Below are 23055 nucleotides of genomic sequence, written 5' to 3'. Positions count from 1 at the left end.
GAGTTTTTTTATTCGGACTTGTAAGATTTACTCAATCTCAAAAATTATTTTTTCAGTCTGTTCTTGCAGATCATCCAGATTGGTATTGTTATAAATAATGTAGTCTGCCTGTTTTATTTTGTCCTTTTCTGGCAGTTGATTGCTCATAACTGTTTCAACTTCGCGGTACGTTTTTCCGTCCCGGTCCATTACTCTTTTCAGTCTTATATTATCTTCAGCTGTTACCAAAAGTGATTTATAACATTGAAGGTGCAGTTTTAATTCAAACAGTAAGGCAGTTTCTTTAAAAACTAAATATTTGGTCTGTTTGGCGACCCATTCTTCAAAATCTAGACGTACTGCAGGATGAATAATTCCATTCAGCTGTTGCAGTAATGCGTCATCATTAAAAACCTTTCCTGCAACAAATTTTCTGTTGTACATACCACTGTCATCGTAAGACTCAGAACCCAAAAGTTCTTTGATTTTACGCATTACATCTTCATTGTCATTCACAATGGTTTTAGCCCTGTTATCAGAATAATAAACCGGAAAACCGCAGTCTTCTATAAATTTGGCCACCGTTGTTTTACCGGAGCCGATTCCTCCCGTTAAACCGATTATTTTCGAGGCAGGATCAGGGTCTGCTTTTTGAGTTTCTGTCTGTAATTCTTCCATAATTAATAACCGAAAACTTCATTAAAACTAAATGATTCATCTAATCGTACACCTTTTTCTGTCATTTTGAGGCTGGCCAGTTCATGATGTGCATCATGCTCGAAGAACAGTAAATAATCATTATCCACACATTGCTTCAAGAATTTAGCTTTTTCTTCGATGGTCAGTAAAGGTCTGGTGTCATAACCCATGACATAAACTTGAGGAATGTGTCCAGCTGTTGGAATTAAGTCTGCTGCAAAAACAATCGTTTTTTCCTGGTATTGAATTACCGGAAGCATTTGTTTTTCGGTGTGACCGTCAACGAAGATGACGTCCATTTTTAGGTCAGGAGCAAAGCCGTAATTTCCATTGGCAGGAAGCTGAAGGAAGCCCAACTGGCCGCTTTCCTGTATAGGCAGAATATTCTCTTTCAGGAAACTCGCCTTCTCTCTAGCGTTTGGTTCTGTTGCCCATTTCCAGTGATTTTCGTTGGTCCAGAACTGTGCATTTTTAAAAGCTGGTCTGTAACCTGTTTTGTCATCATTCCATTCGATGGCACCACCGCAATGGTCGAAATGAAGATGCGTCAGGAAAACATCGGTAATGTCCTCTTTCACAAAACCATATTTTTTCAAATTTTTATCTAAACTGTCGTCACCCCAAAGAGAGTAGTGACCGAAGAATTTGTCGTCCTGCTTATTTCCGAGACCACAGTCTACAAGAATTAATTTTTTGCCGTCTTCAATCAGTAGAGAGCGGGTTCCTAATTCAATTAAATTTCTTTCGTCTGCAGGATTGGTTTTTTCCCACAGACTTTTCGGGACGACGCCAAACATGGCTCCGCCGTCGAGCTTGAATTTTCCGCATTGGATAGGATATAGTTTCATATAATATTTGTTTTTTAGTATTCTAAATTATTATGGAGTACACGTCAAAAAGTTAAGCATAAACTTAAAAAAGTTCTCCAGGATTTCTGGGTATCGCAATATTCAGATGTCGGTATGCTTTTTCCGTTACTTCTCTTCCTCTCGGCGTTCTGATAATAAAACCTTCCTGAATAAGAAATGGTTCATATACTTCTTCCAAAGTTTCAGGATTTTCAGCGATAGATGTTGCCAGAGCAGAAATTCCTACAGGTTTCCCCTTAAAGTTTTCGATCATCACGCGCATGATCTTATTATCCATTTCATCTAAACCAAATTCATCAACATTCAAAGAATTCAAAGCGTAAGTCGTAATGTTGATTTCAATTTCTCCGTTCCCTTTTATTTCTGCAAAATCACGCACTCTTCTCAACAGCGCATTGGCAATTCTCGGTGTTCCACGACTTCTTCTTGCGATCTCAATCGCAGCATCTTCATAAATGGTTACTCCCAATACTCGGGCACTTCTGATAATAATAGTGGAAAGTAATTCAATAGAATAATATTCCAGTCTGCTCTGAATTCCAAATCGCGCAAGCATCGGTTTCGTCAACATTCCACTTCGGGTAGTGGCACCAACCAATGTAAAAGGATTTAAACTGATCTGAACACTTCTCGCATTCGGACCGGTTTCCAACATAATGTCAATCTTATAATCTTCCATTGCAGAATAAAGATATTCCTCCACAATGGGTGACAGTCGGTGAATTTCATCAATAAACAGGACATCATTTTCCTCTAAATTGGTCAGCAGTCCTGCAAGACTTCCGGGTTTATCCAAAACAGGCCCTGAAGTAATTTTACAGTTTACTCCCAATTCATTGGCAATAATATTGGATAAAGTTGTTTTGCCTAGACCTGGCGGACCGTGCAACAGCACATGATCCAGCGCACCACCACGATTCTTTGCGGCAGCGACAAAAACTTCAAGATTTTCTAGTGTTTTTCTTTGTCCGGCAAAATCTTTAAAACTCTGCGGACGTATTTTTTCTTCCTGTACGAGTTCGTCATCGGAATAATTTTCCTTATCAGGATGTAAAAAATCTGGCATTAATTCATTTCATTTACCTCAAAGATAACAAATTTAGGTTTAGGCTGAGATGAGATTGCGGAAAATTTCAGGTTGATTTTATGGTTACAAGTCTGAAGATACATCATTTAGCAAATTGATATATTTTAAGTAATTTTGAGAGAGAAAATTTCAGCTTTGGGGATTTGTCCCCGAGCTCAATCTTAACCTTAATTCAATGAAATTAATTGGACCTTTCAAACAGATAATTACACTTGCTCATCTTCCCCTAAGAGGAAAACTTTCAGACGAACAACTTGAAGTGATATCAGATGGCGGAATTTTAGTTAATGGTGACAAAATTCAGAAAGTAGGAAACTTCGAAAATCTAAAATCAGAAAATCAGAATATAGAAATTGAAACTGTTGAAGGAGAACAAATCGTTCTTCCCGCTTTTGTAGATTCACACACTCATATCTGTTTCGGAGGAAACCGGGCCAACGACTTTGCAATGCGAAATGCAGGTAAAACCTATCTTGAAATTGCAGAAAGCGGCGGGGGAATCTGGAGCTCTGTACAACATACCAGAAACGCTTCAGAAGATGAACTTTTAAAAACTTTACTGGAAAGAATCAATATTTTACTTGATTTAGGAATTACAACTATTGAAGTAAAAAGCGGCTACGGTTTAGATCTGGAAAACGAACTGAAAATGCTCCGAATTATTAAAACAGCTCAGGCTCAGACTCGGGCGACGTTAGTTCCAACCTGTCTGTCTGCACATCTGAAGCCAAGAGATTTTGAAGGCACTAACGTGGAGTATTTAAACTATATTTTAAACGAAATTTTACCGAAAGTAAAAGAAGAAAATCTAGCAGATCGGGTAGATATTTTCATTGAAAAATCTGCATTTCAACCTGATGAAAGCAAAGAGTTCTTGCTTAAAACTAAAGATTTAGGTTTTCATATAACCGTTCATGCAGATCAGTTTACTCCGGGCAGTTCAAGAATTGCCGTTGAAGTCGGTGCACAATCTGCAGATCATTTAGAAGCTACAGTTGATGAAGATATTGAGTTTCTGGCACAGTCAAATACTGTGGCAACTGCTTTGCCTGGCGCAAGTTTAGGATTGGGCGAAAAGTTTAGTCCGGCACGAAAATTATTGGATGCTGGCGCAATTTTGGCAATAGCAAGTGATTGGAATCCTGGTTCTGCGCCTATGGGAAATTTAATCACGCAGGCATCAATTTTAGCAACGTATGAAAAACTAACGACTGCTGAAGTTTTAGCAGGACTGACATTCCGTTCAGCTTTTGCACTTGGCTTAGAAGACAGAGGACGACTGGAAAAAGATTGGAAAGCAGATTTTGTGACCTACAGAACAGATAATTTCCAAAATATTTTATACAATCAGGGAAGCCTGAAAGCCGAAACTGTTTTTATTGATGGCGTAAAAGTGAAATAATATGGGACTATTAGATAAAGTTTTCGGAAAGAAAGAAGAGAAAGGTGATGTCGAAATTCATACTTATCAGGATTTCTGGAATTGGTTTTTGACGAAGGAAAAAGAGTTTCATCAGATTGTCAAGAACCGTGCTCACATTGAAACCGATTTTTTTGATTTGATGTCTTCTCAGCTTCGCAAAATCAATGAAGGTTTTTACTTTCTGGCAGGAATGACTGATGATGAAACGGTAGAATTAATTATCACAGCAGAAGGAGAAATTAAAAATATAGTTTTTGCTGAAGAAATCGTTGCCACAGCCCCGAATGTAAAGAACTGGAAGTTTACCGCGCTAAAACCTGAAATGAGTTTGGACAGTGGCATCAGTATGGATGGGCACGAATTCACTACAGAAAATATTCATTTCTATGCGAATGAAATAGATGGTTACCCTGACGAGATCGATATTACATTTGTGTATGATCATTTAACTGCTGATAATAAAAATTCTGTTATAACAGGAGTTTGTATTTTTCTGGACAATTTTTTAGGTGAATTGAATTTTGCAACCCAGATCGATACGTTCAGCGTTATAGGAAAAGATGAAATAAAAAGTGATCTTATCCCGATTACTAAACTTAAAGATTACCTGCAGTGGAGAGAAAGGGAGTTTACTGAAAAGTATAAAGATGTAAAGGACTTTAGTGAAGAAGACGCGTATACTGTGCTTGAAGCAGTTTTGAATAACGGAATGCCACTGATTGCTACAATGAATACGACTTCTTTAAAATATGAGGCTAAAGCATCTTATCCATGGATTTCTGTTCTGAAAATTCAGTATAATGGTGACGGAAATAATGGCCTTCCTGTAAATGAAGACTACGAAAATCTAAATTTGATAGAGGAAACTGCATTTCAGAATCTTAAAAATGATAATGGAAATCTCTACATCGGAAGAGAAAGTGCTGATGGAGTGAGAGAAATTTATTTTGCAAGTAAAGATTTCAGATCTGTATCAAAAATCCTTCAAAAAATAATAAAAGACAACCCCAAGTATAAAATGTCACTTGAAATTTATAAAGACAAATACTGGCAGAGTTTTGAACGCTATAACATCAACTAAAAATATATAAAAATTATGATCTGGCAAGGAAGATTAGACGGAGAAGAACCATTGTTTCACAGACTTTTTCAGCGTGTGCAGGAAGCAGAAAATCATGATCTTATTATAACTAATGATTTCGTTTTACATGGTTTTGCTGTAGATGAAGGCGTTAAAAGAAATAAAGGTCGAGTAGGCGCTAAATATGCTCCTGACATGATCAGAAAAAATATGTCCAACTTCCCTGTGATTCTGCCCGATTTTTCAATGCTTGATTTTGGAAATATTACCTGTGAAGATGGAGATTTGGAAAAAGCTCAAAACACGCTTGCAGAAAATGTTGCACAGGTTTTGGCGAAAGGAGCGAAGTCTGTGGTATTGGGAGGCGGTCATGAAGTGACATTTGCCCACTACTCAGGAATCAGAAATGCTTTTCCAGATAGAAAAATCGGAATCATCAATATCGATGCGCATTTTGATAACCGAAGACCCGAAGAAGGAATAGGAGCCAGTTCTGGAACCGGTTTTTGGCAGATCGCTCAGGAAGAAAACAATCACACGCTGCATATCGGGATTCAGCGAAACTCAAATACTTTAAAATTGTTTGATACTGCACATCAGTTTGGGATGAAATACATTCTTGCGGATGAACTTTTCTTCGAAAATCTACCATCTGTATACGAACGTATTACTGAGCTTATAGAATCAGTTGACGTTCTTTATTTAACTGTTTGTATGGATGTTTTCAATACTTCAATAGCTCCCGGTGTTTCGGCTGCCGCGTACAACGGTTTGTTTACTGATGCAGCTTTTATGCATTTTTATAAACATATTTTAAAGAGTGAAAAGCTGGTGGCTTTAGATGTGGCTGAAGTTAACCCCGAGTTTGATATTCAGGAGAGAACAGCACGGTTAGCGGCCAGCCTGGTGAACGAATGGCTGATGATCTAAATGACAGATTAAAACGATAGAGATTATCATTTTTTTAGAAATAACTAAGGAACATGTTTTGTTGCCTTACTCATGCTTTATCCAAAAGCAGAAAATTCATTTTTGAATTTTTTAAATGAAATTACAACATGGAACAATCAATCGAAACCAAACTCATTAAAGCAGATAATGCTTTTAGTGAATGGAAAAATGTACCTTTTGCAGACAGACAGAAACTGATTTCAAAAGCTGCAGAACTATTTAAAGCAAAGGCCGAAGAATTCGGTACCATCATCACCAAAGAGATGAATAAGCCGATCTCTCAGTCGATTTCAGAAGTAGAGAAATGTGCTTTGATGATGAATTATTATGCGGAGGCGGACAATGTTTTACAACCGGAAAAAATTGAATCTGAGTACGCAATTTCTGAAATTCATTATGTTCCGAAAGGAGTGATTTTAGGGGTGATGCCCTGGAATTTCCCTTTTTGGCAAGTTTTGAGATTTGCTACGCCTGCAATTTTAAGTGGAAATACGGTGGTTTTAAAACATGCTTCCATCTGTTTCGGCAGCGGGAATGCTATAGAAAAAATATTTTTGGAGGCTGGTTTTCCTGGAGGTGTTTTTCAGAATTTAGAAGTTGGTCATAAAGAGGTTAAAGAAATTCTTGAACATCCCACTGTAAAAGGCGTGAGTCTCACCGGAAGCGAAAAAGCCGGAGCCGAAGTAGCATCAATTGCCGGACAGAAAATCAAGAAGTCATTGCTTGAGTTGGGTGGAAGTGATGCTTTTATAGTTCTGGATGATGCAGATTTAGATGAAGCAGCGAAAGTAGGTGCTTTGGCAAGACTTCAAAACTGTGGACAGACCTGTGTGGCCGCAAAAAGGTTTATTATTCAAAAAGATATAGAATTCGATTTCTTACCAAAATTTATCGAAGAGTATAAAAAATATGTTCCTGCTGATCCAATGAAAAAGGATACGAAAATCGGCGGAATGGCAAGAGCCGACTTGGCAGATGATTTGGAAAAGCAATATCAAAAGGCTATAGACAACGGCGCGGAGGCACTTATACCTCTGGAAAGAATTTCAGATACAGAATTTAATCCGGGACTAATCAGTGTAAAAGAAGGAAATCCTATTCTGCAGGAAGAACTTTTCGGTCCATTGGGAATGGTGATGATTGCTGAAAACGATGTTCAGGCTTTGGAAATGGCAAATGATATTCCTTTCGGTCTGTCAAATTCAGTTTGGACTAAAAATACAGAACGTCAGCAGTTTTACATTGACGGCTTAGAATCCGGAACGGTGAATATCAATAGAATGACGAGTTCTGACCCACGTTTCCCGTTCGGTGGTACCAAGTCATCGGGATATGGAACAGAGCTTTCATTACTGGCTTTAAAAGAGTTTGTGACCGCAAAGACCATATTGGGCAAATAGAAAAGTATATATAACGAAAAAACTCTCGAGATTCTCGAGAGTTTTTTTTATTTATTTGGTACGATTAAACCGTTGTTAATCTTAAAGTATTTGTTTTTCCGCCTTCATAAGATGGAGTTGCATTGATATTGATGACGAAATCTCCGCTCTCGATAAAGCCGTGGTTGTGCGTCAACATGTTTACCTGAATAATCGTTTCGTCAGTAGATTTGTGCATGTCATAATGATAAGCGCGAACTCCCCAAAGTAAATTAAGCATCGTAATCACACGTTTGTTGGCACTGTAAACAATGATATGCGAATTTGGTCTGTGAGCCGAAATCTGGAAAGCAGTATATCCTGAATTCGTTAAAGTAACGATAGCAGAAACATTAGTGCTCTTTGCAATTCTTACGGCTGCAAGACAAACTCTATTCGTGATAAATCTTTCATCGATACAGTTGAAGTCTTTCTCAATCGGCTCGTTTTTATGCTGATAAAAATTAGTCTGCTCAATATTCTGAACAATTTTCGCCATATTTTCAACCACCTGAATTGGGTATCTACCTACAGAAGTTTCACCAGAAAGCATTACAGCGTCAGCACCATCCAATACAGAGTTGGCAACGTCATTTACTTCAGCTCTCGTTGGTGTTAAACTGTTGATCATCGTTTCCATCATCTGAGTAGCAATAATTACCGGCTTAGAATAAAATCTTGCTTTCTCAACCAAAGTTTTCTGAATAGCAGGAACTTCTTCCATCGGAACTTCTACACCAAGATCTCCACGTGCCACCATTAATCCGTCGCACTCCAGTAAGATCTGATCAATATTTTTTACACCTTCAGGCTTTTCAATTTTAGCGATAATCGGTGTTTTGAATTTACCGTTTGGATGCTTAGACATCAATTCTTTCAAATCGATAATATCCTGAGCGTGACGTACGAAAGAAAGTGCAATCCAGTCAACTTCCATGTCCAGCATGAAATTGGCATCCAGGATATCTTTTTCAGTCAATGCAGGAAGGGAAACGTTCGTATTGGGAAGGTTTACTCCTTTTTTAGAGCTCAGCGGTCCACCCTGAATCGTTTTTGCTCTTACCGTATCAATCTTATTGGTTTCAAGAACTTCTAGAACCAATTTTCCATCATCAATCAGGATTCTCTCTCCAACATTTACATCCTGTGGGAACTGCTGGTAAGTCATGTATACTTTAGTAGAATCTCCTTCAATCTTTTCATTGGTAAATGTCAAGACATCGCCAGGATTTAGATAAGAACCTTCTTTTACAACACCTACCCTAAGTTTAGGACCCTGTAAATCGGCAAGAATACCAACAGAATATCCGTATTCTTTATTAAGTTCTCTGATGGTTTCAATATTGGTACGAACTAAGTCGTAATCTGCGTGCGAAAAATTTATTCTAAATACGTCAACACCAGCTTTCATCAATCCTAACATTACTTCCTTTGAAGAGGAAGCAGGCCCAAGCGTTGCGATAATTTTTGTCTTCTTTAAATACTTATTCATAATACTGTATTATTTGATAAAGTTCTTCTTCAGAACTCAAATTGTAATCTTGAATTGGAAACACAAGATTTTCAGGCAGCAAAATTACGGAAAAATCAGTGAATTGTTCCGGACTGTGCAGAATATATTCTACTTCTGTCTGATTATTTAATAAAAATTTAATGTTTTCTTCTTCTGTGAAGAGTTCAGTTTGTAACTTTTTTTGTTTACTATCTGAAGATTTGTTTGAGATAAATGTGAAGCAAGTCTTTGTAAACTTGTGGTATGCCTCAAATCTTGGAAAATAATAATCGTAGTAAACTCCGTGAAAAACAAGATCTTTAATTCTGGAAAATTTCAGGTCGTTCCCTTGATTTATTTTAAAAAAAAACTCATGATCGGGTATATTTTTAGCTAATCTCACCAAGCCTATGGTAACATCCTCAAATTCTACATCGTCAAGATCATACAGTTTTTGGATTTCCAAGTATATTTTCTTTTTTATTTAAAATATAAAATGCCCTCTGAGCCGCTTTTTCTTCAGCTTTCTTTTTTGAAGTTTCAGTAGCGTTGGCAATTTTTTCATCAGCCAACCACACATGGCAACGGAATACGATGCTTTTGTTCACCTGAATTTCTTCGCAGGTTTCGTACTTAATGTTGAGCTTTTTCTTTTGGCTCCACTCAAGTAATAGACCTTTGTAACTTACAATTTTATTCTCAAGCTTATTGATTTCTGACGGCGTAAGAAGTCTTTCCAATACAATTCTTTTGCAGGTATCATATTGAAAATCAAGATAAACAGCTCCTACCAAAGCTTCAAAGAGATTACCTGAAATATTCTCTCCTAAAGCAGCAGAATTGTTGTTTTTTTGTAAAAGATCGGTAAGTTTTAAATCTTCTCCTAATTTATTAAGATTCTTCCGATTGACAATTTTAGATTTCATCTGCGTCATATATCCTTCGTTACCTTTGGGGTAAGTGCTGAACAAATGGCATGAAACAATTGTACCCAAAACAGAATCTCCCAAGAACTCTAGTCTTTCGTAGTTACTGTCCTGATTTTTTGAAGAACTTTTAATAGAAAAAGCTTCGCGGTAAAAGTTAATATTCTGAACAGGAGTACCTAAAATTTTATTAAGCTCAATGCTCAGGAAATAATCTCTTTCCGTTAATACTTTTTTTCTTTGTTTGAGAAGGAATTTAGAAAAGTATTTCTGTAACTCCATTCAGTAATAATTAGATTTTCTTGAATAGAACGCAAGCGTTGTGCCCACCAAACCCAAAAGTGTTGCTCATCGCCACTTTCACATCTTTCTTCACCGCTTCATTGAATGTGAAATCTAATCGGCTGTCGATTTTTTCATCATCCGTAAAGTGATTGATCGTAGGAGGAACAATACCATGAATAATAGCTCCCAAAGCAGCAATAGCTTCAATAACTCCGGCAGCACCCAGTAGGTGACCTGTCATTGATTTTGTAGAATTAATCTGAATGTTATAGGCGTGCTCACCAAATAATTTTGAAATTGCACTAGATTCTGCGAGATCTCCTAATGGAGTAGAGGTACCATGCATGTTGATGTGGTCTACTTCATCAGCAGTTAATCCTGCGTCTTCCAGACAGTTTTTCATTACTAAATAAGCTCCTAAACCTTCAGGATGTGGTGCCGTCATGTGATGTGCATCTGCACTCATACCGCCACCCAATAATTCTGCATATATTGTTGCACCACGCTTTACAGCGTGTTCGTATTCTTCAAGAATGATTGCACCTGCACCTTCACCCAATACAAATCCATCTCTGTCTTTGTCAAAAGGTCTTGAAGCTGTTTTCGGATCTTCATTTCTTGTAGAAAGTGCCATCATCGCATTGAAACCACCAACGCCACTTGCTGTAACGGCAGCTTCAGAGCCTCCGCAAACAATAACGTCTGCCTTTCCAAGCTGGATCAGCATTTTAGAATCAATCAATGCATTTGCAGATGAAGCACAAGCAGAAACAGTAGTATAATTGGGACCGTGGAAACCATATTCTATTGAAATATGTCCCGGTGTAATGTCCGCAATCATTTTAGGAATAAAAAACGGGTTGAATCTAGGAATATCACTGTTTGCCCACCCCAAAACCTCAGTTTCGAAAGTTTCTAAACCACCAATTCCAGAACCCCATATTACTCCGACTCTGTGTTTGTCTACATTGTCTTCCATAATCCTTGAATGAGCAACTGCCTCACGGGCAGCTACCATACCAAGTTGAGTGTTACGATCCATTTTTTTGGCATCTTTCTTATCGAAATGATCCAGTGGATCGAAGTTTTTCACTTCGCACGCAAATCTAGTTTTAAAGTTTGTGGCATCAAAAAGAGTAGTCGGAGCGGCTCCGCTCTCACCTTTGATAAGGCTTTCCCAGTATTCATTCGCATTATTACCGATGGGTGTTAAGGCGCCAAAACCGGTTACAACTACTCTTTTTAATTCCATAAACTTTGTAAATTTTCTTTGTTGAAGAATATTATTTATTTACTACTTCTTCAATATAAGCGATAGCGTGCCCTACTGTAGTAATTTTTTCTGCTTGGTCATCAGGGATCTGAATGTTAAATTCTTTTTCAAATTCCATGATTAACTCAACGGTATCAAGTGAGTCAGCTCCTAAATCATTTGTGAAGCTAGCCTCTGGAGTTACCTCTGTTTCTTCAACGTCAAGCTTATCAGCGATGATAGCTTTTACTCTTGATGCAATGTCTGACATAGTAAATTATTTTTTTAATTGTTAGATTGTGCAAATATATAAAATTCTTTACGATAAAACATTTTTTTAGTCTTTTTTGTCGACCAATACCGCTTATTTTATTGTATTAAACTTTAGTATTTTAGTTTTCAGGTGTTTATATTTTAATTTAATTCTGATTGTCTGTTTTGAGTTTTTAATTTTTTAATTCTCAAAACTTTTTAGTTTAAATTTTTATTAAAATTAGATGGAAAACCACATTTTTAAAGTCTTATTAATCGTTTGAATTAATATTTTGCCTTTTTTTAAATGAAGATTTTGAATGAAAGTTTTTATTTAATTTTTAAAGTGCTTAAAATTTTATGAAAAATCTCATTGTTTTCATAAACACCGGTGAAGTTTTCCGATTTCGGTCCGTAAGAAAATACAGGGATTAAGGTTGCAGAATGATCATCTGTGGTAAAATCTCCTTCAACTGTATTTGTCTTTAAATCTCCGTGAGGAATACTGAATCCACCAGTTTCATGATCTGCAGTGATCACAATAAGTGTGCCCGGATTCTGGTCTGCAAACTGTACCGCTTTGGTAATGGCTCTGTCAAAATCAATTCCTTCGGTTACAATAGTGCCGGTGTTATTGCTGTGGCCTCCACTGTCAATCTGTGCAGCTTCAATCATCATAAAAAAAGGTTTCTTTCTTGAGTTTAAAAACTGTAATCCGTTTTCAACTAGGTCGGAAAGCAGGTTTCCACGGCCTTTCAGGTAAGAAGGTACTCCTTTGTCTGAAATATAATAAGCCAGACGTTCTGCCCGGCTCGTGCTGATTTCTTCGGGTTTTTGAGCGAGGGTAAACTGTGGTAAATCCGGAACTTTTGATTTCCCTCCTGCAGCAAAAAATGTAAGTTTACTTTTAGCTAAATCGTCTGCTATTTCCTTTTCCATTCCACGGTCTTTTTGATGTGCGTAGAATGCGGATGGTGTGGCGCCAACGATTTCATCTGTTGTGATAATTCCTGTGTTGAACCCTTTTTTAGATAAAATTTCAGTAAGATTTTCGATTGGTTTGCCTTCGGTATCTACTCCAATAAATCTGTTTTTTGTTTTCTTTCCTGTTCCAAACGCTGAAGCGCCGGCTGCGGAATCTGTCGAAAAATTATCGGTGGAAGATGTTTTAATTAAACCGATATTTTTAAGTTGGGTCAACGTGAGCTGTCCTTTATTTGCTAAAACGGATGAAGAGATTTGAGATAATCCGTTTCCGTCGCCGATCAGTAAGATTACATTCTTTACGGGAATGTTTTTGTTTTCATAAAGAAATTTGGGAGTATAAACTTCGGAAAATAGTTCGTTCTTGTAAGTTCTTGATTTTAAAGTTGAAATATATTCAACGCATTCTTTAGGTTTGTCGGTGTTAATGTAATCGACACCGGCATTGGCAAAAAATTCCCATGAAGTTTTGGAATCCGGAATTGCCCAAAATCTAATGGGTTTATGGAATTTTTTAGCTTCCTTAATAATATTGTTGACCTTAGGAAGATCTTCTTCAGTTAATCCGCCTTTTCCGTTCCAGCTTGAGTAATGCCTGAAGTTTAAGCTGACTAACGCAACTTTCTCCCATTGCTGTGGAGTCAGATTTATTAAATGTTGATAATCAAACTTAATAAAATCCGGATAGGAAGTAAATTCTTCAGGCTTCGGTTGATTGCCGGAAATCACAAAGCTGAATGTCTTCTGACTGATGATTTTTGGATGCTTTTTAATTTCAGAAACAATTTTCTGAAGCGTTGATTTTGCATCTGTTTTTATATCAATTAAAATCTGAATGGGTTTTTCTGGAGTTAAATTAAGTTCAGTCACCTGCTCTATTGACTTCAGGTACAGATTTTCAAAAGTTCTTGCTTTCGAAATGTCTCTTTGATTATGTGCGACAAACAACTCATTGTTTTCAAGGAAAACGTCTGCTTCTATCGATTGTGCTCCCGCTCCCAACGCGTACCAGAAAGGAATTTTATGTTCGTAATCATTGTGTGAATGTGCTTTCGGATTTTGCGCTGAAATTTTCAATCCGATTAAAAGAATGAGTAAGATTCTTATTTTATATTTAAATGAAATCATTGTTTATAAAGTTTAAATGAGATTATTTAAGCTGAACGCCTGATTTTTTCAACGCTTCCACGAGTTTGTGATAGATTGTATTGTTAGGGTAAACTCCCGAGAAGAGCTCCTGATTTTTCCCCATTGCAAAAACAGGAACCAAAGCCGCCGTATGCTGATTGTCTATGAAGTTGATCTGTACTTTGTTTTTGATGTTTTTTTCTTTTCCTGCAGGATCTTTTTCCATAAATTTTCCGATGCTGGCTCCTCCGGTTTCGTGATCTGCGGTGACCACCAGAAGTGTGTTTGGATTTTCTTTAATAAATTTCATAACCACACCGATGGTTTTATCAAAATCAAGTACTTCTTTTACCATCATTTCGCCATCCTTAGCATGTCCGCCCCAATCGATAAACGAACCTTCGACCATCAGGAAAAATGGTTTTTTGTTGTTTGATAAATAATCTAACGCTGTCTGGGTAGCTTCCGGAAGAAAATCTCCTCTTCCCTGAACTTTGTTGGGAAGTTCGTCCTGAGCCAACAAATAAAAGTTGTTTTTATTCTGAATGGGTTTTGAAAGTTTGAGAGTATCTATATTATAGTTGAGTTTTTTAAATTCATTTAAAAGATTTTTACAATCTTTTCTTTTATTGAAAAACTTCAGTCCTCCGCCTGCAAGGAAATTGACGTTTGCTTTGACTAAATCTAATGCGATATCTTCATGAAGGTCTCTGTCTTTCACATGCGCATAATATGAAGCCGGTGTTGCATGCGTGATGCTGGTAAGACTAACCAATCCGGTTTGATAATTTTTTTTCTGAAGCTGTTCTAAAATAGTTGGCAGTGCAATGGAATCTTGATCAACACCAATCGCCCGCTTGTAGGTTTTTTCGCCTGTTGACAGTGCGGTCGCTCCTGCAGCTGAATCGGTAACCCAGTCGCTTGTTGAAGAAGTCTCAGAAAGTCCGACAACTTTAAATTTCTGAAAGTTGGGTTCAGAGTCTCCAAAATAAAAAGCGGAAGTGACTTGAGAAACGCCCATTCCGTCTCCAATCATAAAAATAATATTAATCGGTTTTTGTGTTTGAGATTTAATTATTGCTGTGAAAAGAAGCAAAGAGAGGAATATTAGTTTATTAATTTTAGTAATAATGTAAGTAAATTTCATAATGATTGAATTTTTTATAATATGAATTAAAGTGAAATCAGTTGGCAAAATTAGCTACAAATCACGTCTCAAAAAGTAGAGTTGAAAACTGACATCTCAATATTAACGGGTAGTTTGCTGATTAAAAGTTTTTTAGGAATTACGGCTTCTTAAATGTTTATATAAATTTAATTTTCGGCAACAAAATTCACATTGTATTAACTTTTTAATATTCATTTATTAAAGCTTACTTAACATAATCTGCCGTTTCGCAAACCTAATTTTGCACAAAAAAAGAATGAAACGTATTTATTTGGTACCGACAGTTCTGATGGGTTGTGTGAGTTTTACATTTGCGCAGAATACAATCTCGGATACTGTAAAGGATGAGACTAAGGTGAAAGATATTGATGAAGTAGTAATGGTGGGTTACGGCTCGCAGAAAAAATCTGATATTACCGGTGCAATCGGATCTGTAAAGAGTGAAGATTTTAATAAAGGTCTTGTTGCCAACGTAGGTCAGCTTCTTCAGGGTAAAGTCGCCGGTGTGAATGTTGCCAGCGTAAGCGGCGAACCGGGAGCCAATCAGAATATTGTTATCCGTGGGGTAGGAAGTTTACGTTCAGGAACGACACCTTTATATGTTATTGACGGTTTTGTAATCGATAACAGCAACACTGGAGTAGCAAATAACCCGATGAATTTCATTAATCCTGATGATATTGCATCTTTGGATGTTTTAAAAGATGCTTCAGCAGCGGCCATCTACGGTGCAAGAGGAGCGAACGGGGTGATTGTGATCACTACCAAAAAAGGTAAAAAAGGAAGAACGCAGATGAATCTTTCGTCGAACCTTACGATTTCTAACCTTGCCAATAAAATGGATGTTTTCACTGCAGATGAATTCAGACAGCAGGTTACTGCAATCGGTGGGAAACTGGATGATATGGGCGGAAGTACCGATTGGCAGGATGAATTAACAAGAACTGCTGTTTCTAAAAATGTGAATTTCTCAGCGGCCGGAGCAACTGATACTTCAAATTACTACGCTGCTTTGGGATACGAAGATCAGGAAGGTATCTTATATAACAGCTCATTGAAAAGGTATACAGGTCGTATTAATATGTCGCAAAAGGCATTCGACGGAAGAGTAAATATCGATTTTAACCTAAACGGAACCAAAACTGAAAATAACAGACCCAACGCAACAAGTGTGGTTTCTGAAATGCTAACCTGGAACCCAACATATCCGGCGTATACTAACGGTGCGCCAACTGCTGTGTTTAACAATGGCGCATTTAATCCACTTATACGCCGTGAGATTTACAAAGATTTTACAAACAACAACAGAATTTTAGCAAACGTATCGCCTTCGGTAGAAATTATAAGGGGCTTGACCTATAAAATGAATCTGGGTGTTGATTATTCTTCGGCAGACCGTGTGATTCAGAATATTCCGCATGCTGTTCCTTTGGAAATTGGTACTTTAGATTTAAGTTATTACTCCAATAACAATACGTTGATAGAAAACACTTTAACGTATAAATTTAAAATCAAAAATCATGATTTTAATGTAATGGCCGGTCACTCTTATCAGAAATTAAAGCTGACAACAAGAGGTTGGTATTATCAGAATTTCCCAATCAACGGGATCGAGCCACAATATCAGATTCCTGCAGCAAGCTTAACGAATTCTACGACATCAATTATTGCCAATAGAAATGAGTTGCAATCTTGGTTTGGTAGAGTAAATTATGATTTTAATGACAAATACCTTCTTACAGCTACGTTGAGAGCAGATGGTTCTTCAAAGTTCGGGGAAAACAATCGCTATGGATATTTCCCGTCGGTAGCTGCAGGTTGGAATGTTATTAAAGAAGATTTCCTAAGCAATGTAGATGCAGTTAGTAATTTAAAACTGAGAGCGAGCTGGGGTAAAACCGGGAATCAGGAAATTCCAAGTAAAATAACCAAGCGAAGTTATAAGGCCGATTCTACAGGTTCCGGGCAGGCTACTTATCCTTTAAATGACAGTGGAAATTATCCTGTCGGAGTTTATTTGGTGAGAGCAAATAATCCTGATCTTCAGTGGGAAGTGACCACTCAGACCAATATCGGAGTCGATTTCGGATTTCTGAACAACAGATTGACCGGTACGGTAGATTTCTTCAAAAAAGTTTCAGACAATATTCTTTTGGAAATTAACCCGACGGATCCCATCGAACCTGCTGAAAAAATGTGGAAAAACATTCCAAACATTTCGATCAACAATACGGGATGGGAGTTTGCATTAGACTACAGCAGTGACAGAAATAAAGATTTTACTTACAGCATCGGTGGAAATGCATCGATTATTAAAAACGAAGTGAAAGATTCTCCATACAAAGTTCTTACAACAGGCGAGGCTCAGGGTCCGGGAACTACCAATGCTGTGATCAACGGTTATATCAACGGTCAGCCAATAGGAACTTTTTACGTAAGAGAATTTATAGGTCTCAGTGAAAACGGAACCAATGTCTTCAGAGATGTAGACGGCGACGGAATAATTACTGATAACGATAGAGTAGCAGCAGGAAGTGCTCTACCTGACTTTACCTATAACTTATATTTAAAAGCAGCTTACAAAAATTTTGATTTAGGGTTGAATTTTAATGGAGTTTCAGGGAATATGATTTACAATAACACCGCTTCCACATTATTTACAAGAGGCAGATTGGGGATATCACAGAACACAACCGATGTTGCCACTCAGTTTCCTAATGAGAGCGTAAACAATACCAATGTAATTTCTACGAGATATTTAGAAAAAGGAGATTATTTCAGATTAAACAATGCGACTTTGGGGTATAATTTAAATCCTGCCATCTTAGGAATTGGTGATCACGTAAGAAACATCAGATTTTCTGTCACCGCTCAGAATTTATTTGTGATAACTAAATATTCAGGCTTTGATCCTGAAATTAATACAGGTCTTTCACAGGGAGGAATTCAGTCATTCGGTATTGATTACAGTACGTATCCTAAAGCGAGAAGCTTTGTATTTGGTGTAAACGTAGCATTTTAATTAATTATTTAAAAAAAGAAAAAAATGAAAAATAAATTTTTAATCTCTATACTGAGTTTAAGCGCTCTTGTTGCTGTAGGATGTACAGATTTATCTGAACAGATTATTGATGAATCGCTGGAAGTGCAGGCAAGCAATGTAGTGGAATCTGTAGTTGCTCCGGCTTACGGACCGCTTCCTGATGCTTTTACTCATACAAAAAATTACGGTCTACAGTTAATCAGCACAGATCAGGGGATTCTTCCTCCGAGAGGTAGCGGGAATGATTGGTATGACGGTGGGAAGTATATTGAGCTTCACCAGCATACAACGACGACTACCAACGTTGTAGTGCAACAGACATGGTCTGCATTTACCTTAATGATTTCAAGAACAGTAACGGCGATCGAAAAACTACAGCCTCTTGCTGCTACGGATCCTAATGCGGCTAAAGCACTTGTGGAAATGAGAGCTTTGAGAGCTTACTACAATATGTTGATGCTGGATTACTGGGGGATTGCATTTAAAAAAGATGTAACTGGTCAGGACTCTCAGATTTTAAGAAGACAGGAGGCGATTACCTATATCGAAACTGAGTTTCTGGACGTTGTTAACAGTCTTGGCAATACAAAAGGTCCTGGAAGAATGTCTCAGGCTTCAGTAAACGGATTTTTAGCACAGTTGTATCTTAATGCGGGTGTTTACAGAAATCCTTACGGAACACCTACTTTCTCGGCAACCGATATGGATAAGGTGATTGAGTATTCTAATAAAGTAATCAATTCTGGCTTATACATTCTGTCTCCGGAATATTTTGCGATTTTTGATGATAATAACCACTCAAACAAGGAGTTGATTTTTGCTATTGATCAGCGTCAGGATCTTACAACTTCACACAACAGATTAGGGTACTGGTCATTATCAGGAAGTCAGTATCCTTTGGCTGCTTTCCCGAAAGCAAACGGAACAGACGGTCCAGCCATTACGTCTGATTTTTATAATACCTGGGTTCAGGCTTACGGAAGCACAGATCCTGCATTGGCAGATGCAAGATTCTATAAAGAAAACTTTACGGTTCCACAAAATTTACAGAATCTGACGGGTGTCACTCCTGCAAATGATGCTAATCATTTTTTCCTTGTAAATGGTTCTACGTATGAGATTAACAGAGGAATTCAGAGAGGAGTGCAGTGGGGTTTGAGAAATGCATCAAACGGTCAGCCTTTTCAAACATCAAATGGCCAATATAAAATCTATCCTATTATTGAGCAGAGAAACGGATTTGTAAATTATGTAAATCACACCTTGGATATTGACTTGGAAAATCCTAACAATAAAGATTATACTGACGGTTACAGAGTCTCAAAATACCAGTACAGCAGAACTTCAGATACAGGAAGAAACAGAGGAAATGCGGATATTGTATTGTTGCGTTTGGCAGATATTTATTTAATGAGAGCAGAAGCTCAGTTAAGAAAAGGGAATGCGGCAGCAGCTTTACTGGATGTGAATCTGGTAAGGGCTTCGCGAACTGCACGCCCGGCTGTAACTCCGCCATCTTTACCTTCAATTAATCTTGATTTGCTTTACCGTGAAAGAGGTTTTGAATTTTACTGGGAATATTCCAGAAGAACAGATATGATCAGATTCGGGCATTATGAGGATGTTTACACATCAAAAACAAATGCTGATCCGAGAAAAAGATTATTTCCAATTCCTCAGTCCGCGATGGATGGGGCCTCAAGTGTGCCCGGTTACCTGACGCAGAATGAAGGCTACTAAAATAAATTTTTAATTTTTTACTTATACTTTCAAAAGAAAATACCAACAGATTCTGTTGGTATTTTTTTCTTTAAATAGTTTTAGTTTAGATTTTTTAATCTAGTGGTTTTCTTCCGCTAATAATATTGTAAAGTACTACAATAACTGCAATTACCAACAATACGTGTACTAAAGAACTGGTTCCGATTCCCGGTACTACGTTAAGCATACCTAAAAGCCATACGATAATACAAATGACTGCTACTAACCATAATAAACTTCTCATAATAATAATTTTTTTGGGTGTTATATTTTAGTATTAGCATATATTGTGCCTTTTTTAAATTGATGCAAAGTTTGTGGTATTTATTAATAAAAAAAAGAACTCAAACTTGAGTTCTTTTTAGCCTTGAAAGTGGAGTTGGAGGGATTCGAACCCTCGTCCAAACAAGCAATACATAAGATTTCTACATGCTTATTTTACTATTGATTTTTGTGCTTAAGCAGAGAGCAAACACCCAACTTAAACCTTAGCTTCTGAAATTTTCGAGTTTCGGCCAAAGCATCCGAAACCTTATTTCTGCATTACTATATCTCAGAATCAAACGCCGCAGAACAGAGCATTTGTGAGACATCTTGCTTCCTTACTATCTTCGGGAAAGCGCTTGAAATCTTACTTTATTCGGATTAAGCTGCAAGAGCGAACTCTTCGTTGCCAGTTAAAAGTTTGTAGCAAGGGATTAAAGAGATCGCGCTACGGTTCTCTGCATGCTTACTTACCCACTGATCTTGCTGTCGAAACCAGTCAACCCCATGAATTAGTAACCGCAAAGATACGATATTTTGTTTAAATTCAATTTATATTCAAAATTGGTTTGTAGAAATTTTAGAATTATTATCAATTTTACCTGGAAATAATTTGCTAATCAAGAAAAAAGTTATATTTTTGCAATCCAAAATGAGATGTAAATTATGTTAATAATACCTGTAAAGGATGGTGAATCCATCGATAGAGCACTAAAAAAATACAAGAGAAAATTTGATAAAACTGGTACAGTTCGTCAATTAAGATCTAGACAAGCTTTTATTAAGCCTTCTGTAACTCTTAGACAATCTAGGCTGAAAGCAGCTTATAAGCAAAGAGGATTAAGCAAGGAAGAACAAGCTTAAGAAATTTTCTTAAACACATACTAAATCACTTCTTAAATAGTTATATTTGAGGAGTGATTTTTGTTTTATATATACATTATGCGAAAGAAGTTTTTAGACTATCTACAGCTCGAAAAGAGGTATTCGCCTCATACGATCACAAGTTACCGTAAAGATCTTGAAGATTTTTATTCCTTTTATCTTAAAACTGAAGGTTCCGAGAATATTGTCAAGGCCGATAAAAAAGTAATCAGAAATTTTATCGTTGAACTGAGTGAGAATGATATTTTGAAGAGAAGTATCAACCGCAAACTGTCGTCTCTCCGAAGTTTTTATCTATTCCTTTTACGACTGGGCGAAATTGAGGTTTCTCCGGTTGAAACCGTTACTTCTCTTAAATTTTACGCAGAGAAGCAAATTCCCATGTCTATGGAGGAAATGGAGGTGCTTCAGGACAAGATTCTTGTTAACGTTAATGATATTTTAGAGAAGTGCATTGTTGAAGTCTTATATCAAACCGGAATCAGAAAATCTGAGCTTTGTGGCTTAATATTTGAAAGTGTAAACTTAGAAGGCGAACAGCTTAAGGTTTTGGGTAAAGGAAATAAAGAACGCTATGTTCCTATTTCTCCCGACTTGGCAAGACTCCTCACAAGCTATTTGGAAATCAGAAAACCCCACGAAGATTTTAAACAATATTTCTTTGTCAACAAAAAGGGAAAAAAACTGACGGAAAAGTTTGTTTATGTAGTCGTTAATAAGTACCTTAGTCTTGTTACTTCGAAGCAGAAAACAAGTCCACATATCCTAAGACATAGCTTTGCTACACATGTTTTGGATAATGGGGCAGAGATATCTAAAGTAAAAGAAATATTAGGGCATTCCAGTCTTGCAAGCACTCAGGTGTACACGAATGCCAATATAGAACAGTTGAAAAAAGTGTTTAATCAAGCTCATCCACGAGCTGTTAAAAAAGAAGAATTATGAAGATTTCAGTACAAGCAATCGGCTTAACTCCACACGAACCGCTAGAGTCACACGTTGACAAAAAAGTAAGCAAGCTTAATACGTTTTACGACAAGCTACAGGAATGCAAAGTGTTCTTAAAAGTAGAAAACAATTCAGACAAAGCCAATAAGACTACCGAGCTTATTTTGGTTGTTCCGGGTGATGATATTGTCGTGAAAAAGACAAGTACGAGTTTTGAAGAAAGTTTAGACCAATGCGTAGACGCGGCTAAGAAACTGTTAATCAAGAAAAAAGAATTAGCATAGAAAATAAATTAAAAAAAGTTTCTAAAAAAGTTTGAGATTTCAAAAAATCTGTTCTATATTTGCACTCGCAAAAAGGAACAAGCGTTTTTTGAAATCTTTTTTAATTTTGCCTCCGTAGCTCAGCTGGCTAGAGCAGCTGATTTGTAATCAGCAGGTCGTGGGTTCGAGTCCCTCTGGAGGCTCAATTTAATATAAAATATCTGGGGAGATTCCAGAGTGGCTAAATGGGACTGACTGTAACTCAGTTGCTTCGGCTTCGCAGGTTCGAATCCTGCTCTCCCCACATTTTATATTAAAAAAAAGTCTTGCAGGTTTAAAAGAATTTTTCTAGATTTGCAGACCGTTACCAATGATTTTGGAAACAAAATTGCGGAAGTAGCTCAGTTGGTAGAGCGTCAGCCTTCCAAGCTGAATGTCGCGAGTTCGACCCTCGTCTTCCGCTCAATTTCACACCGCATTAGGCGTGATTTTTTTTAACTGCTGATGCAGCACAGAGTAGAATTTCTCTGATAGCCTTCAGTTTTTATTAAATTGCCTCCATAGCTCAGTTGGCTAGAGCAGCTGATTTGTAATCAGCAGGTCGTGGGTTCGAGTCCCTCTGGAGGCTCAATTTAATATAAAATATCTGGGGAGATTCCAGAGTGGCTAAATGGGACTGACTGTAACTCAGTTGCTTCGGCTTCGCAGGTTCGAATCCTGCTCTCCCCACATTTTATATTAGAAATAAACTTGCAAATTATAAAGGGTTTCCCTAAGTTTGCGCAGCGTTTACCAATAGTTTTGGAAACAAAATTGCGGAAGTAGCTCAGTTGGTAGAGCGTCAGCCTTCCAAGCTGAATGTCGCGAGTTCGACCCTCGTCTTCCGCTCAAAAAAAA

General features: G+C 37.3%; 20 protein-coding genes, 6 tRNA genes and 1 other RNA gene. 15 read left to right on the top strand and 12 right to left on the bottom strand.

What is annotated here, in order from left to right; translation table 11 throughout:
* Window positions 1-27: 27 nt before the first annotated feature.
* The 3 genes from coaE to ruvB form a co-directional block, all read right to left on the bottom strand.
* A complete protein-coding gene (coaE, locus tag OMO38_RS09325; RefSeq protein WP_264749907.1) occupies window positions 28-657 on the bottom strand; it encodes a dephospho-CoA kinase in 630 nt (209 codons plus the stop codon).
* A gap of 2 nt (window positions 658-659) precedes the next feature.
* Window positions 660-1526: an MBL fold metallo-hydrolase gene (locus tag OMO38_RS09320; RefSeq protein WP_264749906.1), complete on the bottom strand. Its 867-nt coding sequence runs from the start codon at window positions 1524-1526 to the stop codon at window positions 660-662.
* 64 nt (window positions 1527-1590) lie between these two features.
* A complete protein-coding gene (ruvB, locus tag OMO38_RS09315; protein ID WP_047444967.1) occupies window positions 1591-2613 on the bottom strand; it encodes a Holliday junction branch migration DNA helicase RuvB in 1023 nt (340 codons plus the stop codon).
* A gap of 196 nt (window positions 2614-2809) precedes the next feature.
* Here ruvB and hutI point away from each other — a divergent pair, with 196 nt between their 5' ends.
* The 4 genes from hutI to OMO38_RS09295 all read left to right on the top strand — a co-directional run bounded on the left by hutI (window position 2810) and on the right by OMO38_RS09295 (window position 7489).
* Complete coding sequence (gene hutI, locus OMO38_RS09310) at window positions 2810-4036, top strand: imidazolonepropionase (RefSeq protein WP_264749905.1); 1227 nt, start codon at window positions 2810-2812, stop codon at window positions 4034-4036.
* Between the two features lies 1 nt (window position 4037).
* A complete protein-coding gene (locus OMO38_RS09305) occupies window positions 4038-5138 on the top strand; it encodes a DUF695 domain-containing protein (protein ID WP_264749904.1) in 1101 nt (366 codons plus the stop codon).
* Between the two features lie 15 nt (window positions 5139-5153).
* On the top strand, window positions 5154-6068 hold the full coding sequence (gene hutG, locus OMO38_RS09300; protein WP_264749903.1) for a formimidoylglutamase: 915 nt from the start codon (window positions 5154-5156) through the stop codon (window positions 6066-6068).
* A gap of 128 nt (window positions 6069-6196) precedes the next feature.
* Complete coding sequence (locus tag OMO38_RS09295; protein ID WP_264749902.1) at window positions 6197-7489, top strand: aldehyde dehydrogenase family protein; 1293 nt, start codon at window positions 6197-6199, stop codon at window positions 7487-7489.
* A gap of 64 nt (window positions 7490-7553) precedes the next feature.
* Here the strand turns inward: OMO38_RS09295 and pyk are convergent, their stop codons facing one another.
* The 7 genes from pyk to OMO38_RS09260 form a co-directional block, all read right to left on the bottom strand.
* On the bottom strand, window positions 7554-8999 hold the full coding sequence (gene pyk / locus OMO38_RS09290; RefSeq protein WP_264749901.1) for a pyruvate kinase: 1446 nt from the start codon (window positions 8997-8999) through the stop codon (window positions 7554-7556).
* On the bottom strand, window positions 8992-9465 hold the full coding sequence (locus tag OMO38_RS09285; RefSeq protein WP_264749900.1) for an IPExxxVDY family protein: 474 nt from the start codon (window positions 9463-9465) through the stop codon (window positions 8992-8994). Before OMO38_RS09285 ends, pyk begins: the two co-directional genes overlap by 8 nt.
* On the bottom strand, window positions 9443-10207 hold the full coding sequence (gene rnc, locus OMO38_RS09280) for a ribonuclease III (RefSeq protein ID WP_264749899.1): 765 nt from the start codon (window positions 10205-10207) through the stop codon (window positions 9443-9445). The genes OMO38_RS09285 and rnc overlap by 23 nt, the downstream gene beginning before the upstream one ends.
* A gap of 10 nt (window positions 10208-10217) precedes the next feature.
* Complete coding sequence (fabF, locus tag OMO38_RS09275) at window positions 10218-11462, bottom strand: beta-ketoacyl-ACP synthase II (protein WP_264749898.1); 1245 nt, start codon at window positions 11460-11462, stop codon at window positions 10218-10220.
* Window positions 11463-11493: 31 nt separating this feature from the next.
* A complete protein-coding gene (locus OMO38_RS09270; RefSeq protein WP_002976354.1) occupies window positions 11494-11733 on the bottom strand; it encodes an acyl carrier protein in 240 nt (79 codons plus the stop codon).
* 311 nt (window positions 11734-12044) lie between these two features.
* Window positions 12045-13826, bottom strand: a complete 1782-nt coding sequence (locus tag OMO38_RS09265) for an alkaline phosphatase (protein WP_264749897.1) — start codon at window positions 13824-13826, stop codon at window positions 12045-12047.
* A gap of 22 nt (window positions 13827-13848) precedes the next feature.
* Window positions 13849-14973 (bottom strand): alkaline phosphatase, encoded by a 1125-nt coding sequence (locus OMO38_RS09260; RefSeq protein WP_264749896.1) that lies wholly within the window; start codon window positions 14971-14973, stop codon window positions 13849-13851.
* Window positions 14974-15250: 277 nt separating this feature from the next.
* Here OMO38_RS09260 and OMO38_RS09255 point away from each other — a divergent pair, with 277 nt between their 5' ends.
* Together OMO38_RS09255 and OMO38_RS09250 are read left to right on the top strand one after the other, a co-directional pair.
* Window positions 15251-18016, top strand: a complete 2766-nt coding sequence (locus tag OMO38_RS09255; RefSeq protein ID WP_264749895.1) for a SusC/RagA family TonB-linked outer membrane protein — start codon at window positions 15251-15253, stop codon at window positions 18014-18016.
* A gap of 24 nt (window positions 18017-18040) precedes the next feature.
* Window positions 18041-19777 carry a RagB/SusD family nutrient uptake outer membrane protein gene (locus tag OMO38_RS09250; RefSeq protein WP_264749894.1) on the top strand — a complete coding sequence of 579 codons (1737 nt, stop codon included), beginning with the start codon at window positions 18041-18043 and terminating at the stop codon, window positions 19775-19777.
* 94 nt (window positions 19778-19871) lie between these two features.
* Here OMO38_RS09250 and OMO38_RS09245 read toward each other — a convergent pair whose 3' ends face one another.
* Together OMO38_RS09245 and ssrA are read right to left on the bottom strand one after the other, a co-directional pair.
* A complete protein-coding gene (locus OMO38_RS09245; protein ID WP_050377453.1) occupies window positions 19872-20042 on the bottom strand; it encodes a lmo0937 family membrane protein in 171 nt (56 codons plus the stop codon).
* A 127-nt stretch (window positions 20043-20169) separates the two neighbouring features.
* Window positions 20170-20569: a transfer-messenger RNA gene (gene ssrA, locus OMO38_RS09240) on the bottom strand.
* 159 nt (window positions 20570-20728) lie between these two features.
* Between ssrA and rpsU the strand changes: the two genes are divergently transcribed.
* The 9 genes from rpsU (at window position 20729) to OMO38_RS09195 (ending at window position 23046) form a co-directional block, all read left to right on the top strand.
* Window positions 20729-20926 carry a 30S ribosomal protein S21 gene (gene rpsU, locus OMO38_RS09235; protein WP_034723363.1) on the top strand — a complete coding sequence of 66 codons (198 nt, stop codon included), beginning with the start codon at window positions 20729-20731 and terminating at the stop codon, window positions 20924-20926.
* A gap of 78 nt (window positions 20927-21004) precedes the next feature.
* Window positions 21005-21892, top strand: coding sequence for a tyrosine-type recombinase/integrase (locus OMO38_RS09230; protein WP_264749893.1), 888 nt, complete (start codon window positions 21005-21007; stop codon window positions 21890-21892).
* Window positions 21889-22179: an HPF/RaiA family ribosome-associated protein gene (locus tag OMO38_RS09225; protein ID WP_047444892.1), complete on the top strand. Its 291-nt coding sequence runs from the start codon at window positions 21889-21891 to the stop codon at window positions 22177-22179. The genes OMO38_RS09230 and OMO38_RS09225 overlap by 4 nt, the downstream gene beginning before the upstream one ends.
* A 108-nt stretch (window positions 22180-22287) precedes the next feature.
* A tRNA-Thr gene (locus tag OMO38_RS09220) sits at window positions 22288-22361 on the top strand.
* Between the two features lie 20 nt (window positions 22362-22381).
* Window positions 22382-22462, top strand: a tRNA-Tyr gene (locus OMO38_RS09215).
* 86 nt (window positions 22463-22548) lie between these two features.
* A tRNA-Gly gene (locus OMO38_RS09210) sits at window positions 22549-22621 on the top strand.
* Between the two features lie 91 nt (window positions 22622-22712).
* Window positions 22713-22786: transfer RNA gene (locus OMO38_RS09205), tRNA-Thr, on the top strand.
* Window positions 22787-22806: 20 nt separating this feature from the next.
* Window positions 22807-22887, top strand: a tRNA-Tyr gene (locus OMO38_RS09200).
* Between the two features lie 86 nt (window positions 22888-22973).
* A tRNA-Gly gene (locus OMO38_RS09195) sits at window positions 22974-23046 on the top strand.
* The last annotated feature ends 9 nt before the right edge of the window (window positions 23047-23055 follow it).

The organism is Chryseobacterium kimseyorum, from assembly GCF_025971945.1.
Taxonomy (GTDB): domain Bacteria; phylum Bacteroidota; class Bacteroidia; order Flavobacteriales; family Weeksellaceae; genus Chryseobacterium; species Chryseobacterium kimseyorum.
This window is presented reverse-complemented; position numbering and strand designations above follow the sequence as displayed.